Annotated in this window: 13 protein-coding genes; 6 read left to right on the forward strand and 7 right to left on the reverse strand. The window is 71.5% G+C overall.

Translation table 11 applies throughout. The features are described from left to right. Positions 1–10 precede the first annotated feature (10 nt). Genes IEY70_RS03035 through IEY70_RS03060 form a run of 6 tightly spaced genes read right to left on the reverse strand, consistent with a single transcriptional unit; the run spans position 11 to position 6666 of the window. Positions 11–610: a hypothetical protein gene (locus IEY70_RS03035; RefSeq protein WP_189063500.1), complete on the reverse strand. Its 600-nt coding sequence runs from the start codon at positions 608–610 to the stop codon at positions 11–13. A gap of 18 nt (positions 611–628) precedes the next feature. Next, a complete protein-coding gene (locus IEY70_RS03040; protein WP_229777578.1) occupies positions 629–1960 on the reverse strand; it encodes an ABC transporter permease in 1332 nt (443 codons plus the stop codon). Further along, positions 1957–2724 (reverse strand): ABC transporter ATP-binding protein, encoded by a 768-nt coding sequence (locus tag IEY70_RS03045; protein ID WP_189063501.1) that lies wholly within the window; start codon positions 2722–2724, stop codon positions 1957–1959. Before IEY70_RS03045 ends, IEY70_RS03040 begins: the two co-directional genes overlap by 4 nt. After that, positions 2721–4094: an efflux RND transporter periplasmic adaptor subunit gene (locus IEY70_RS03050; RefSeq protein ID WP_189063502.1), complete on the reverse strand. Its 1374-nt coding sequence runs from the start codon at positions 4092–4094 to the stop codon at positions 2721–2723. The genes IEY70_RS03045 and IEY70_RS03050 overlap by 4 nt, the downstream gene beginning before the upstream one ends. After that, a complete protein-coding gene (locus tag IEY70_RS03055; RefSeq protein ID WP_189063503.1) occupies positions 4091–5179 on the reverse strand; it encodes a TolC family protein in 1089 nt (362 codons plus the stop codon). Before IEY70_RS03055 ends, IEY70_RS03050 begins: the two co-directional genes overlap by 4 nt. Further along, the gene (locus IEY70_RS03060) at positions 5176–6666 is read right to left on the reverse strand and encodes a TolC family protein (protein ID WP_189063504.1); all 1491 of its coding nucleotides are present in this window, start codon (positions 6664–6666) and stop codon (positions 5176–5178) included. Before IEY70_RS03060 ends, IEY70_RS03055 begins: the two co-directional genes overlap by 4 nt. Positions 6667–6829: 163 nt before the next feature. On the opposite strand from IEY70_RS03060, the gene IEY70_RS03065 reads away from it, so the two are divergent. The 4 genes from IEY70_RS03065 (at position 6830) to ychF (ending at position 10797) form a co-directional block, all read left to right on the forward strand. Then, positions 6830–7513 carry a response regulator transcription factor gene (locus IEY70_RS03065; protein WP_189063505.1) on the forward strand — a complete coding sequence of 228 codons (684 nt, stop codon included), beginning with the start codon at positions 6830–6832 and terminating at the stop codon, positions 7511–7513. Then, the gene (locus IEY70_RS03070; protein ID WP_229777579.1) at positions 7510–8919 is read left to right on the forward strand and encodes a HAMP domain-containing sensor histidine kinase; all 1410 of its coding nucleotides are present in this window, start codon (positions 7510–7512) and stop codon (positions 8917–8919) included. Before IEY70_RS03065 ends, IEY70_RS03070 begins: the two co-directional genes overlap by 4 nt. A 137-nt stretch (positions 8920–9056) precedes the next feature. Further along, positions 9057–9488 carry a hypothetical protein gene (locus tag IEY70_RS03075; RefSeq protein WP_189063506.1) on the forward strand — a complete coding sequence of 144 codons (432 nt, stop codon included), beginning with the start codon at positions 9057–9059 and terminating at the stop codon, positions 9486–9488. 211 nt (positions 9489–9699) lie between these two features. Next, positions 9700–10797 (forward strand): redox-regulated ATPase YchF, encoded by a 1098-nt coding sequence (gene ychF, locus IEY70_RS03080; RefSeq protein ID WP_189063507.1) that lies wholly within the window; start codon positions 9700–9702, stop codon positions 10795–10797. A gap of 268 nt (positions 10798–11065) precedes the next feature. On the opposite strand, the gene mnmE is transcribed toward ychF, so the two are convergent. Further along, entirely contained in the window at positions 11066–12397 is a 1332-nt protein-coding gene (gene mnmE, locus IEY70_RS03085) for a tRNA uridine-5-carboxymethylaminomethyl(34) synthesis GTPase MnmE (protein ID WP_189063508.1), read from the reverse strand. A gap of 163 nt (positions 12398–12560) precedes the next feature. On the opposite strand from mnmE, the gene IEY70_RS03090 reads away from it, so the two are divergent. Together IEY70_RS03090 and IEY70_RS03095 are read left to right on the forward strand one after the other, a co-directional pair. Next, a complete protein-coding gene (locus tag IEY70_RS03090; protein ID WP_189063509.1) occupies positions 12561–13349 on the forward strand; it encodes a hypothetical protein in 789 nt (262 codons plus the stop codon). A gap of 188 nt (positions 13350–13537) precedes the next feature. After that, complete coding sequence (locus IEY70_RS03095) at positions 13538–14209, forward strand: PspA/IM30 family protein (RefSeq protein WP_189063510.1); 672 nt, start codon at positions 13538–13540, stop codon at positions 14207–14209. The last annotated feature ends 33 nt before the right edge of the window (positions 14210–14242 follow it).

The raw sequence follows: 14242 nt of genomic DNA on the forward strand, positions 1-14242 counted from the left end.
GGAGTGCGTATTACTTCTTCTTCAGCAGGGCCACGTAGGCTTTCAGCTGCTCGGCCGTGCGTTCCTGTTTGAAGGGGTTGAACTGTCCGGGCTGCCCGCCCTGTCCGTTCTGACCCTGGGCGTTCTGCCCGCCGCTGCGGTTACCGCCGAAGCCGCCCACGCCGCCGGGCAGGCCGGGAATGCGGGTTCCGGCGTTCTGGCCGCTGCTCTGACGCTGGGCGCGCTGCGCTTCGCGTTCCTTCTCGGCTTTCAGGAACAGGCCGTCCAGCGCCGTGAGTTGCTTGGCGGTCAGGATCTTATCCTCGATCTGCGTGAGGTACTTCTTCGCGTCGTTGGGCTGCACGGCCGCCGCCTTCTGAAGGGTGGTCAGGATGGGAAGCAGTTGCGCGGCCTGCGCCTTGGTCAGGGCGGTGGCCCTGTTCTTCTCGAGGTCCGGGAGCAGGCGCACGGTCTGCGCGAGGTCCGTGATAGGTTGCATGGCTTTCATGCGGGCCTGCATTTCCGGGGTCATCTGGCGCTGGCCGGTCTGCTGCGCCGAGGCGGCGCCCAGGGTCAGGGCGGTCAGGGTGAGGGCGGCGGGAACGAGGCGGGCGGGAAGGGTCTTGTTCATGGTGGATCTCCTTGAGGGTTACTCGTAACGAAGGGAATCGACGGGGTCGAGGCGGGCGGCGCGGGCGGCCGGGTAGTACCCGAAGAACACGCCGACCAGCGCGCTGAACAGGAACGCGACGATCATGGGGGTCGGGCTGAAGACCGGGGCGATGCCCGCGAGGTTCCCCAGGTACGCCACGCCCACGCCGAGCAGCATGCCGATCAGGCCGCCGCCGATGGACAGCAGGCTGGCCTCGACCAGGAACTGCGTGAGGATGTCGCGCGGCTTGGCGCCCAGGGCCTTGCGGACGCCGATCTCGCGGGTGCGTTCCGTGACGGACACCAGCATGATGTTCATGATGCCGATGCCGCCGACGAGCAGGCTGATCCCGGCGATCGCGCCGACGAGCAGGGTCAGGGTGCCGGTCACGCTGCTGAGGCTGGCGAGGCTGTCCGCCTGGTTCTGCACCTGGAAGTCGAGGTTGTCCGGGTCGGTCTGGTCGTGGCGGGTGCTGAGCAGGTCGGTCACGTCCGCCTGAAGCGCGGTGAGGTCGTCGGCGCTGACTGCCTGGAGGTAGACGCTGCTGACGGTGGGTTCGCCGCCCGCGCTGTTGGTCCGCGCGAAGCGTTGCAGGTACGTGCCGAGCGGCACGAGCACCTGACTGTTGGCGTTCCCGAAGCCGCTGTTGCCCTTGTCGGGCAGGACGCCGGTCACGGTGAAGGACACGCTGCCCAGTCGGACCTTCTGCCCGATGGCCTGGTCGGGCGTCGCGTCCTCGCCCCACAGGTCGGTCAGGACCTGATGGCCGATCACGGCGACGCGTTTGCGGCTCCTGTTGTCGGCGTCCGTGAAGTACGCGCCGGTCTCGACCGGGCTGTTGCGCACCGTCTCGTAGGCGGGCCAGGTGCCGACCACGCTGGCCTGGGTGTTGGCGCTGCCGACCTTGGCCTGCACGTTGCTGTTCACGGTGGGGGCCACGCCCGCCACGCGGTCCGGGAAGGCGGCGGCCAGCGCCTCGGCGTCCTTGACGGTGACGGTCTGCCGGGGGCCGGCGCGGACCAGGCTGCCGCCGCCGCCGCCACGGGCGCTCTGCACGGTCAGCAGGTTGGTGCCCAGACTCTCGAGGTTCTTGGTGACCCCGGCGGTGCTGCCCTGCCCGATGGCAGTCAGGGCGACGACGGCGGCCACGCCGATGATCACGCCCAGCGCCGTCAGGACCGAGCGCAGCGGGGTGCCCACGATGGCGCGCCACGCGATGGTGAACGCGCCGCCCAGGCCGATACCGCCGCCCCGCCGGGGAGTGGCCGGGGCGGGCGCGGCGCGGTCGATGGTGGGCTGGTCGGGGGTGGGCTGGTCGGCGGCGGTCACGGCTGCCCTCCGGTCAGGTGGGGCGCGGTGTGGGCGGGCGCGTGAGGCATGGACGTGCGGGGCGTCTGGCGGCGGTCGGATTCGATCACTCCGTCACGCACGCGGATGACCCGCTCGGCGTACGCGCCGATGTCGTCCTCGTGCGTGACGATCACGACGGTGGTGCCCTCGGCGTGCAGGGCGCCGAACAGGGCCATGACCTCCTCGCTGGTGCGGGTGTCGAGGTTGCCTGTGGGTTCGTCGGCCAGCAGCAGGCGCGGGCTGCCCGCCAGGGCGCGGGCGACGGCCACACGCTGTTTCTGCCCGCCGCTGATCTGGCTGGGCAGGTTGCGGGCCTTGTCGGCCAGTCCCACGCGCCCCAGGACCTGCATGGCCCGCTCGCGGCGTTCGCGGGGCGGCACGCCGGCGTACGTGAGGGGCACCTCGACGTTCTCGACGAGACTCAGGCGCGGCAGCAGGTGAAAGGCCTGGAACACGAAACCGATGTCGGTGTTGCGGGCCTCGGCGCGTTCGTTCTCGCTGAGGGTGGTCACGTCCCGCCCGGCCAGCCGGTACGAGCCGCTGCTGGGCCGGTCGAGCAGCCCGATGACCTGCATCAGGGTGGTCTTGCCGCTGCCCGAGGGGCCCATCAGGGCGACCATCTCGCCCTGCGCGATCTGCACGCTGACGCCCTTGAGGGCCTCGAAGATCACGTCGCCCTGCTCGTACACCTTGCGCACGTCGCGGATGTCCACGACCGGACCGGCGGTCTGCGCGGCACTCACGGCGCGCCCCCGCCGAAGCCGCCGGCAGGCGGGCCGCCCGTCCCGAAACCGCCCTGGCTGTTCTGACGGTTCCCACTGCCCGTACCGGTGGTGCGGGCCGCGCCGGGCACGACGACCTGCTGTCCGGCTTCCAGGCCGCTGGTGATGACCGTGTTCGTGCCGTCGGTCGCGCCGGTCTCCACGCGGATGCGTTCGGGTTCCGCGCCCTGCCCGGCGGGCAGTTCCACGTAACTGCGGCCCCGCACGGTCTGAATGGCCTTGCTCGGCACGAGCAGGCCGGTTTCCTCGCTCTGGATGATCTCGGCCTCGGCGGTCATTCCGGCGCGCAGCTGCCCGTCGGGGTTGGGGAGCCCCACGGTGGCGGTGAACACGCTGATGCCGCTGCTCTGGGTTGCGCCGGGCGAGACGCGCACGACCTTGCCCGTGAAGGTCTGCCCGTCGAAGGCGTCCAGGGTGACCTCGGCGGTCTGTCCGGCCTGCACGCCGGCGATCTCGGTCTCGTCGATCTGCACGGGCAGGTTCAGGGTGGTGTCGTCCAGGACGGTCAGGATGGTCGCGCCGCTGTTCACGACGGTGCCCTCGGTGGCGGTGACGGTGCTGACCACCCCGGTGATGGGTGCGTACACCTTCAGGTCGGCGCGGTCCTGCTGCGCGGCCTTCAGGCTTTCCTGGGCCTGCTGCACCGCGATCTCCTGACTGCGGAGGTTCTGGGCGTCGCTGGTGCCGCCCGTGCCCGCCTGGGTCTGCGCGGCGCTCAGGCTGGCGCGGGCGCTGTCCACGCTCTGCTGGGCTTTCAGGACGGCTGACTGCGCGTCCGCCAGGGCCGAGGCGCTGAGTGCCCCGATGGCCGCCAGTTGCTGCTGGCCGTTCAGGGTGCGCTGGGCGTCCGTGAGGGTCTGCTGCGCCTGCGTGAGGGAATTCTGGGCGCCGGTGACGCTGCTCTGGCGCTGCGCGGCGCTGCTGGCCTGCGAGGCGCGCGTGGCGTCCAGTCCGGCGCGGGCCTTGTCGAGGTTTAGCTGCGCCGACGCCACGTTCTGCTCGACGGTGTCGCTGCTGAGGGTGGTGATCAGTTGCCCCCGCGTGACGCGCTCCCCGACGGCCGGGACCGCGCCGACCGTGGCGGTCAGGTCCGCGCCGACCGTGCGGGTCTGCGCGGCTTCCAGCGTGCCGGGACCGCTGACGGACACGCGGATCACGCCCTGCTGCGCGCGGGCGGTGCTGGTCGTGGCGACGGCCTGGGCGGTGTCGGCGTTGCTGGCGCGGTACGCGACGGTCCCGCCGACCGCGCCGATCAGCAGCAGGCCACCCACGATCCAGGGCCAGCGGGCGCGGCGTGCCGGGCGGGCCGGGCGTGCGGACGCGGCGCTCACAGCGTTCCCCCGATGCCGGTCAGGTTCTGCCCGGCGGCGACGGACAGCGCCGCCAGCGCCTCGGTGACGTTGTTCTGCGCCTGAAGGCGGCTGAACTGGGCTTTCTTAAGGGTCAGTTGCGTGCCCTGCAACTCGACGGCGCTGATGGTGCCGCTTTTCAGGCGGGCGCTGTCCTGCGTGTAGGTTTTCAGGGCGGCGGCCTCGCGGCTCTGCGCGACGCTCAGCAGTTCGGCGGCGTTCTGGGCGTTCTGGTAGGCGCTGGCCAGGGTCTGCTGTGCGTTCTTGCTGGCGGTGTCGGCGGCGCGCTGCGCGTTCGCCAGGGCGGTGCGGGCGTCCTGGAGGGTGCGGGCGGGCGTGAAGTCGTTGTCGGCGAGTTTCACGGTCAGTTGGGCGCTGCTCAGGTCGTTCGCGGCGCTCACGAGGCTGCTCAGGCCGCCCAGGTTGCCCTGCAGGGTGCTCAGGGTGACGCCCAGTTTGGGGGCGTTGATGACGCTGCCCGCGCGCACGGCGCTGCCCAGCCCGGTCAGCGTGCCGAGTTTCGCGGCGGCGAGGTTCACCTGCGCGCGGGCGTCGGCGAGGGTCTGCTGGCTGCCGCTCAGGGTGTTCTGCGCGTTCTGCACGTCCAGGGTGGTGGCGTTCCCGATGCCCAGTTTCACCTGCGCGACCTGCGCGGCCTTCTGGTCCACCTGGGTCTGCAGGGTCTGGAGTTCCACGTTCTCCTGCGCTTCGAGCAGGGCGTTGTACGCGCCGATGGTGTTCTGAAGGGCGGCGAGTCTGGCGGCCCGGAGTTGCGCCTGGGCCAGCGTCTCGGCGTTCTTCGCGTTCAGTTTCCCGGTGACCAGGGTGGCGGGGTCGGCCTGCGCGGCGCGGTTGGCGGCCTGCGCCTTGGTCAGGTTGGCCTGCGCGGTGTTCACGTCGGCCCCGGTCTTCAGGGCGGCGGTCACGGCAGTGCCGCCGCTGATGGTCTGCGTGCTCTGGGCGCTGGCGGCCGGGGTGACGGCCAGCAGCAGCGCGGCGCTCAGCAGGTGCAGGCGGCGGGGGTGGGCAGTGCGGGGGCGGGCGGGCGTGGGGGTGGGGTTCGTCATTGGGGGCCTCCGGCGGCGTTGTCGAGTTGAATCAGGGTGGTCTGGGCACTCAGGCGGGCGGACAGCAGGTCACGTTGCGCCTGCGCGAGGGTCAGTTCGGCGCTCTGCACGTCGTCGGGGGTGGCGGTTCCGGCCTGCACGCGGGCCTGCGCGGTCGCGAGTTGCTGCTGCGCCACCTGCACCTGCGTCTTGCGGGTCTGCACGGCGGTCAGGGCCTGCTGCGCGGCAATGAAGCGGCTGCGGACGTCGAGTTCCACGTTCTGCTGCGCGACGGTCAGGGACAGCGCCGCCTGCGTCACGGCCGCCTGGTCGGCGCTGAGGCTGGCGCGCTGCGCCGGGGAGTACACGACGTACGAGCCGCTGAGGCTGGCGGTCAGGCGCCCGGACGCGCTGCCAGAGCTGCTGCCGACCGGGACGCTGTAGGCGCTGCTCAGGGTGCCCTGCTTCAGGTTCAGGCTGGTGCTGAGCGTTCCGGCGCTGCCGCCGCCGTAGCCGACGCTGGCGGTCAGGTCCGGCAGGGTGGCGTCCCGCTGGGCTGTGTCCAGGGTGTCCTGCGCGGCGGCCAGGGTGTTCTGCGCGCTGATCACGTCGGCGCGGCCGGTGCGGGCGCGGGCGACCAGGGCACCCAGGTCCGGCAGGGTCAGGGTCGCCTGGGCGGGGGGGCTGAACGTCACGCGGCCCAGGCTGACGCCCAGCGCGGATTCCAGCGTGCGCTGCGCGGTGTCCAGCGTGCCCTGCGCCTGCGCGGCGGCCGACTGCGCCGCCTGCAGGGCCGCCTGGGCGCTCAGGACTGCCTCGGGCGCGGCGTTCCCGGCGGCGTCCTGCGCCTGCGCCACCTGAAGCTGCCGGGCGCGCAGCGCGACCGTCTGCGCGCCCATCTGCACGTCCTGCGTGGCCAGCACCGCGTCGAAGTACGCCTGCGTGACGTTCAGGCGGGCGCTGCGCTGCGCTTCCTGCAGGGTCGCGCGGGCCAGGGCGAGGCTGCGTTCCGAGGCGCGCAGGCCACTCTGGTTGTTCGACCAGGGCAGCAGGCCCAGGCTGACGCTGACCCCGGCGTTCCCGCCGAGGCTGGAGGCGGTCGTGGTGGCCGCGCCGTCACTGGTGGTCCCGGCGCCGCTGCCCACGTAACTGGCGTTGCCGTTCACGCTAACGGTCAGGCCCAGGGCGCTGCGGGCGGCCTCCAGGTTCTGCTGCGCGACCTGCACGCTCAGGGCGGCGCGGGTCACGCTGGGCGCCCCGGCGAGTTGCGCGTACGCCTGCTCCAGCGTGTAGGGCAGTGGTTCGGCGGGCTGGGAGGCAGGTGGCTGCGCGGACGACTGTGTGGACGACTGCGCGGGCGGCTGTGTGGACGACTGCGCGGGCGGCTGTGTGGGCGGCGTGGCCTGGGCCTGTGCCAGTGCAGGCCCGGACGCCGCGGCCAGCGCGGCGCTCAGGGCCAGGGCCAGCGGCAACCCACGGCGGGACGGACGGGCAGGAATGAACTTCATGCCCCGAGTGTGGCGGCGGCCCGCGAAGACTCCGCGCAGCCTCCATGAAGATTTGTCGAAGGCGCCCGGACACCGCCCAGGACGTCAGGAACGCCCCGGAACGCCCGAAAAGTTCCCCGGATCGCTTCGCCCGTCCTTCACGTACCTCACCTACCATGCAGGCATGAACGCCCTGATCCTGATTGTCGAGGACGAACCGCAACTGGCCGAGGTCCTCGAAGCCTACGCGCGGCAGGAAGGCTACCGCACCGAACGCGCCGCCGACGGAAACGCCGCCCTGCACGCCTTCCGCGCCCTGAACCCGGACCTGATCCTGCTGGACGTCATGCTGCCCGGCCGCAGCGGCCTGGACGTGCTGCGCACCGTGCGGGCCGACAGCGCCACGCCCGTGATCCTGGTCACCGCCCGCGCCGAGGAGACCGATCAGATCGTGGGACTGGAACTCGGCGCGGACGATTACGTCGTCAAGCCGTTCCGGCCGCGCGAGGTCATGGCGCGCGTGCGGGCCGTGCTGCGCCGCGCGACTGCCGCGGTCGAGGACACCGAACGCCCGGTGCGGGTCGGGCCGCTGGAAGTGGACAGGCGCGCCTTCGTGATCCGCGTGAACGGCGAGACCCTGAACCTCACCCCGGCCGAGTTCCGGCTGCTGTCGCAACTGGCCGAATCGCCGGGCCGGGCGTTCTCGCGCGAGGAACTGCTCGCGGCGGCCCTGCCGGACAGCGACGCCCTGGAACGCGTCGTGGACGCCCACCTGGCCAGCGTGCGCCGCAAACTGGAAGCCGTGAACGCCAGCGGCCTGCTGCACACGGTGCGCGGCGTCGGCTACCGCCTGGAAGCCGGGGCGTGACCCGCCCCCCTCCCCGCCCACAGGCGGGCACGCGCCCTCCCGCCGCGCCGGCCGGCGGGCGCCGCTGGGCGTGGCAGCGCAGCCGCCGCCCGCTGGCCGTGACGCTGCTGCTGGCGATGCTGCTGGTCGTGGGCGTGTCGGTGGGGAGCGTGCTGGTGTTCTCGAACCTGGTCGTGCAGCGGCAGGTGGACCGACTGCCCGACGACATCAAGCTCGCCATGCGCGAGCGGCAGGCGGCCCTGCACCGCGGCGAGGTGATCGTCCCGACGCCGCCCGTCCCGGAGATCCGCACCGGGATGATCGTGGACCCCTTCCTGGAACCCGGTCAGAGCAGCCCGGACGTGAACGGCGTGATCGCCCTGCCCAGCGGCGAGCAGGCCGAGGTCACGCAGGGCCGCCGCCCACGCGGACTGCGGGACCAGCCGCGTGACGTGCCGAACCGCTCGCAGGATTTCGTGCGGGACATCCAGCGCAGCCTCGTGCAGGTGGGCGCACTCGCCGTGACGGCCTCGGCGCTGCTGGCGTGGCTGCTGGCCCGGCGGATCGCGCAGCCGGTGTCGGCCGTGTCGCGCGCGGCGTCCCGGCTGGCCGGCGGTGACCTGGGCGCCCGCGCGCCCATGCAGAGCGGCGAGCGTGAAATGGCGGCCCTGGCGCAGAGCTTCAACGAGATGGCCGAGAACCTGCAACAGCTGGAGCAGGAGCGGCAGCAGGCCGTCGCGGACATCGCGCACGAACTGCGCACGCCCATCGCGGTCATGCAGGCCCGCCTGGACGCCCTGGAGGACGGCGTGTACCCGCTGAACACCGAGCAGATCGCGCTGCTGAGCACCCAGACGCAACTGCTGACCCGGCTGGTCGGGGACCTGCGGACCATCACGCTCGCCGAGGGCGGCAGCCTGGCCCTGGACCCCCGCCCGCTGGACCTGGGCGCGCTGGGCCGCGACGTGGTCCGCGACCTGCAGGACCGCGCCTCGGCGCGGCAGGTGACGCTCAGCGTGCAGGCGACCGAGACCCTGATCCACGGGGACCCGGTGCGGGTGCGGCAGATCACCACCAACCTCGTGGACAACGCCCTGCGGCACGCGCGCAGCCGCGTCAGCGTGCAGATCGAGGCGGTGCAGGGTCAGGCGCTGCTGCACGTCGAGGACGACGGCCCCGGCGTGCCCGAGGACAGCCGCGAGGCGGTGTTCACGCGCTTCACCCGCCTGGACAGCAGCCGCACCCGCGACACCGGCGGCAGCGGCCTGGGCCTGGCGATCGTGCGGGCCCTGGCCGACGCGCACGGCGGCGCGGCGCACCTGTCGGGCAGCGCCAGCCTGGGCGGGGCGCGCTTCACCGTGACCCTCCCGGCCCTGACCGACCCCGCGCCTTCCTCGACCGTGCCCGCGCCCTCCCACACGGCCTGAAGGGGGGGTGCGGTGGGGGGAAGGGCTGGCCCCTGCACCCGTCACTGCATTACAGTCAGAGTCGAATGGGGCCGCTCAGGGACCGTGCCACACGCCGCCGCGCTGCGCTGACGGCGCTGATCACCGTGGGGTGCGGCGTGTCCGCGCTGACCCTGCACACACAGAGCCCGACCACTGCCGCCAGGGTTGACCCGCCCCGCGCCATCACCACACTGGCCGCACTGAACCTGGCCGCGCCGCCCACCCCGACCGCCGCGTGGGTGACCGTTCAGACGACGTGGTACACCAGACCCGACCCACGCTCGCCGAAACTGCAACTGCTGCCCGCCCGCCGGGCCGTGACCCTGCACCGCTGCTTCGAACGCTGGTGCGAGGTCAGCGTGCCCGGCAACGACCTGCGCGGCTGGGTCATGCGGCCCACCGTGGACCTGAAAGGCGACTGCGCCGTGCTGGTCCCCCTGGGCCTGAAGGACCTGCGCCGCAGCGAGGGAACCTACAGCGCCGCGCGCGACCTGAACCACAACGGCCGCGCCTGCGACCGCGAGGATCTGCTCGCCACGCGCCCCTGAGCACGTCGAAGCGCCGCGCAGTTGATCGACACGGTACCTGCGCGGTCAACGCAGTGTGCTGACCTCATCCGCTCGGCCCCAGCGGTCTTTGCAGCCCATTCAAACGGAATCCGTATCAGCGCCGCGCCGGTCGTCCGGTGCGCCTGCGGGGAACTGCGGTAAACTCTCAGGGTTGCCCCGCGCACGAGTGGCGGGTGAAGGAGTCGAAATCATGGGTCTTGCTATTGGAATTGTGGGTCTGCCGAACGTCGGGAAAAGCACGCTGTTCAACGCCATCACGCGCGCCGGAGCGCTCGCCGCGAACTACCCGTTCGCGACCATCGAACCGAACGTCGGCCGAGTCACGGTGCCCGACGAGCGCCTCGCCGCGCTGAGCCGCGTGTTCACCAAGGGTGAGCGCGTCCCACCGATCATCCCGACCTTCGTGGAGTTCGTGGATATCGCCGGTCTGGTCAAGGGCGCCAGTCAGGGCGAGGGGCTGGGCAACCAGTTCCTGGCGAACATCCGCGAGGCGGACGCCATCGCGCACGTCGTCCGCTGCTTCGAGGACGGGAACGTCATTCACGTGGCGGGCCGCGTGGACCCCATCGACGACATCGAGACCATCAACACCGAACTGATCCTCGCGGACCTCGGCGGCCTGGAAAAACGCCTCCAGAACCTCCAGAAGAAAGCCAAGGGGAACGACAAGGACGCCAAGGAGCAGGCGGCGCTGGCCGAGCAGATCATTGCCGTGCTGGGCGAGGGCAAACCCGCCCGTGCCGGCACGTACGACGCGCCCATTCCCAAGGAATTCGGGCTGATCACCACCAAACCCGTCATCTATGTGGCAAACGTCGGCGAGGACGACCTGACGCAGGACAACGAGCACGTCCTGAAGGTCCGCGAGTACGCCGCCGCCGAGGGCGCGCAGGTCGTGAAGATCAGCGCGCAGATCGAGGGTGAACTCTCCGAGATGCCCGAAGAGGACGCCCGCATGTTCCTCGACGAACTGGGCGTGCAGGAAAGCGGCCTGGATCAGCTCGTGAAGGTCGGGTACGAGACGCTGGGCCTGATGACCTTCATCACCAGCGGCGAGAAGGAAGTCCGCGCGTGGACCATCCGCCGCGGCGAGACCGCCCCCGAAGCGGCCGGCGAGATCCACAGCGATCTGCAACGCGGTTTCATTCGCGCCGAGGTCATCGAGTGGGACAAGATGGTCGAGGCCGGAGGCTGGGCCGCCGCCAAGAGCAAGGGCTGGGTCCGCACCGAAGGCAAGGACTACGTCATGAAAGACGGTGACATCATGAACGTGCTGCATAACATGTGATACGGACTCCGATTGAATGGGCTGCAAAGACCGTTCAATCCGAGCGGATGCGAGTAGGAGAAAAACGGGTTCCGGACGTGGAGCTAACAGAGCCGGTGAAGTTCCGGGTTGTCAGCGAAACAGACGGAATCCGAATGATGGACTCCGATTGAATGGCTTACAAAGCCGCTGGGTCCGAGCGGATGCGAGCAGGAGCAGGTAACAGCTGAAGGTGGGGCGTTCCGGTTCAGTTGGAACGCCCCACCTTCAGCTTTCCATCTGCTTCCCGCTACTTCCCGACGCAGAAGTTGCGGAACACGGCGTCCACGATGTCTTCCTGCACGTCGCGGCCGGTCAGTTCGGCCAGGGCGCGCAGGGCTTCTTCGAGTTCGTAGCTGGCGAGGTCGTCCGGGGCGTGCGCGGCGGCCTGGATGTGGTTCAGGGCGCGGCGGGCGGCGTCGGCCTGCCGTTCGGTGGTCAGCCACGCCTCGCCGCGTGCGGCGTCGCCGAGCAGCGCGGCGCGGATGGCTTCACGCAGTTCCGGCAGGCCGTTTCCGGTGACGGCGCTGACGTTCAGGGCGCCGGGGTCGGTCCAGGCGGGGTTCAGGTCGGCCTTGGTGCGCACCCGGATGACGCGGGGGCCGCCGTGCGGGGGGAGGTTCAGGGTGACGGGCAGGGGTTCGCGGGGGGCGCTGCCGTCCTCGAGGATCAGGATCAGGTCGGCGGCGGCGGCCAGCGTGACGGCCTGCCGGACCCCGGCGGCCTCGATGGCGTCGTCGGTGTCGCGGATGCCGGCGGTATCGACGAGCGTGACGGGCACCCCGGCGAGTTCCAGGCCTTCCTCGAGGTAGTCGCGGGTGGTTCCGGCGACGGGCGTGACGATGCTGCGCTCGAAGCCGACCAGGGCGTTCAGGAGGCTGCTCTTACCGGCGTTGGGGCGGCCGATCAGGGCGAGGCGGGCGCCGCGCGTGGCGACCTGTCCGGCGCGGGCGGTGCGGAGCAGTTCGGTCAGGTCGTGCTCGGCGGCCGTGAGTGGCTGGGCGCGGTCCTCGTCGGGCACGCCTTCCTCGGGGTAGTCCAGCATGGCCTGCAGGGCGGCGAGGGTGCGGGTGACGTTCACGGCGACCCGCTCGACACGTCCTGCCAGGGCGCCGGTCAGGCCGAGGGTGGCCTGGCGGCGGGCGGCGTCGGTCTGCGCTTCGATCAGGTTCAGGACCGCCTCGGCCTGCGCGAGGTCCAGGCGGCCGCTCAGGTAGGCGCGCAGCGTGAACTCGCCGGGGCGGGCGGGGCGCGCGCCGAGTTCCAGGGTGCGGGCCAGCACGCGGGCCAGCACGGCGGGGCTGCCGTGCGTCTGGAGTTCGGCGACGTCCTCGCCGGTGTAGCTGCGCGGCCCTCTGAAGATCAGGCACAGGCCCTCGTCGAGAATCTCGCCGGTCTCGCCGGTCAGGTGCCCGAACAGGAAGCGGCCGCCGGGCGTGCGGGACGGGGCGCGCCGTCCCCGGAACAGGCCGTCCGCGACGCGCAGGGCGTCCGGGCCGCTGACGCGCACGATGCCCACCCCGGCGCTGCCGGGCGCGGTGGCGATGGCGGCGATGGTGTCTTGCAGTCCGGAGCGCGTCACCCGCGCAGGCTAGCACCGCCCCGGCAGGGGTCACCAGGGTCGCGCGTCTTCTGGTCGCTCCTCATAGTCGCCCCTCATGCTGCGGCCATAGCATGCGGTCATGCGTTCAAGCCTGCTTTCTGCCCCGCGTTCGGGGTTGCCTTCCAAGGTGTTCTCGCTTCGTGTGTTCCCTCGTGTCTCCCCGCGCTCCGCCCTGCTGCTGGGCGCGCTGCTGTCCTCTGCGGCGCTGGCGCAGACCGCCCCGGCAGCGGCCCCCGCCACCACTCCGGCCGCACCGGTCAAGGGTGCGTCGTCGGCCACCAGCCGCCCGGTCAGCGCGCTGGCAGTCGAGGTGAGTGCCGCCGTGACGGGCCGGATCATCAGCTGCCCGGCGTCCCTGAAGCTCAGCGCGAACGCCGTGTGCGTGTACTCGCAGTCCGGGGCGGGCACGCTGCGCGCCCTGCTGAAAGGCAAACTGGGCGCGCGGGCAGGCGAGTGGAAGACCACCGGGAAGTCCAGCGTGCTGACGGCCGCCCCGGCCGCCGGGAGCGCCGCGAACGCGTTCGTGCTGCTCAGCCCGCTGGGTGACAGGGAAACGCTGGTTGTCGTGGACAGCCTGAAGGTCGCCGCTCCCGCCGCGAAGGTCACGGTGCCGGCCGGTGTCACGAAGGGTCAGCCGTACGTGCTGGGCAGCGACCTGGTGGGCGTCGTGAAGGTCACGTCGCTGGGCGGCGGCAAGTACCGCCTGAGCACCGAGGACGACGGCCTGCTGACCGTCACGGCCGGGCAGAAGGCCGCGCAGACCGCCGGGGGAACCGTGGAACTGCCGCTGGCGCCCGTCACGGACGGCCGGAACCTGATCTTCCCGCTGGCTGGCCTGCGCGCCCTGGGCTGCACCGTGACCCCGGCGGGCAGTAACCTGACGGTCGCGTGCGGGGCCGACAGCGTGGGCCTGCGCCCCATCGTGTTCTGACCTGAATGGCGGGTGCGGACGCACCGGCACCGTTTACGACCCCTTCATGCTCTGCGCGTGAGGGGGTCGTTCGCACCTGCCGGGGGCGTAAACGCGTCATGATAGGCGGCGAGCCCACATCGACTGGCCCGCGTGCCCGGACCGCCCTGCGGCGGACGCGGCGGGCCGAACTCCCAGGAGGAACCACCATGAGCATCCTTGACCGACTGTCCCGACTGCTGCGCGCCAACGTGAACGACCTGATCAGCCGCGCCGAGGACCCCGGCCTGATCATCGAGCAGGCCCTGCGCGACATGCGCGCCGCGTACGCCGAGGCCCGCAGCGAGGTGGCCGACGCCATGAGCCAGAACGCCAAACTGGACCGCGAGGCCAGCAGTAACCGCCGCATGGCCGCCGAGTACGAGAAGAAGGCCGAGGAGGCGCTGCGTGGCGGCAGCGAGGACCTCGCGCGGGAGGCGCTGCGCCGCTCGCAGAACGCCAAGGATCTCGCGGCGGGTTTCGAGGAGCAACTGGCGTTGCAGAGCAGCACCGTCGAGCAGCTGAAAACCCAGTTGCGTGCCCTGGAAGCCAAGATCGACGAGATGGAAAGCAAGAAGAGCCTGCTGGCCGCCCGGCAGAAGACCGCGCAGGCCGGGGCGACCCTGGACCGCGTCTCGGGTTTCGACAGGGCGGGCGGCGCGATGGACGCCTTCGAGGAGATGGAGCAGAAGGTCTCCGGCATGGAGGATCGCAACCGCGCCATGCAGGAACTGCGCCAGGAGAACGACTTCGACGCGCAGCTCAAGGACCTGGGGCGCGGGCAGGCGCTCGACGACGCCATGGCCGCCCTGAAAGCCAAGGTGTCCGGCGACAAGAGCTGAGCGTCGCCTCCGGTGCGGGGTGGGTGGGGCCGC

This window comes from Deinococcus seoulensis (assembly GCF_014648115.1).
GTDB lineage: Bacteria > Deinococcota > Deinococci > Deinococcales > Deinococcaceae > Deinococcus > Deinococcus seoulensis.

Coding starts and splice junctions, on each gene's coding strand:
- IEY70_RS03035 (WP_189063500.1), bottom strand. CDS start 610: ATGAACAAGACCCTTCCCGCCCGCCTCGTTCCCGCCGCCCTCACCCTG.
- IEY70_RS03055 (WP_189063503.1), bottom strand. CDS start 5,179: ATGACGAACCCCACCCCCACGCCCGCCCGCCCCCGCACTGCCCACCCC.
- IEY70_RS03060 (WP_189063504.1), bottom strand. CDS start 6,666: ATGAAGTTCATTCCTGCCCGTCCGTCCCGCCGTGGGTTGCCGCTGGCC.
- IEY70_RS03065 (WP_189063505.1), top strand. CDS start 6,830: ATGAACGCCCTGATCCTGATTGTCGAGGACGAACCGCAACTGGCCGAG.
- ychF (WP_189063507.1), top strand. CDS start 9,700: ATGGGTCTTGCTATTGGAATTGTGGGTCTGCCGAACGTCGGGAAAAGC.
- IEY70_RS03095 (WP_189063510.1), top strand. CDS start 13,538: ATGAGCATCCTTGACCGACTGTCCCGACTGCTGCGCGCCAACGTGAAC.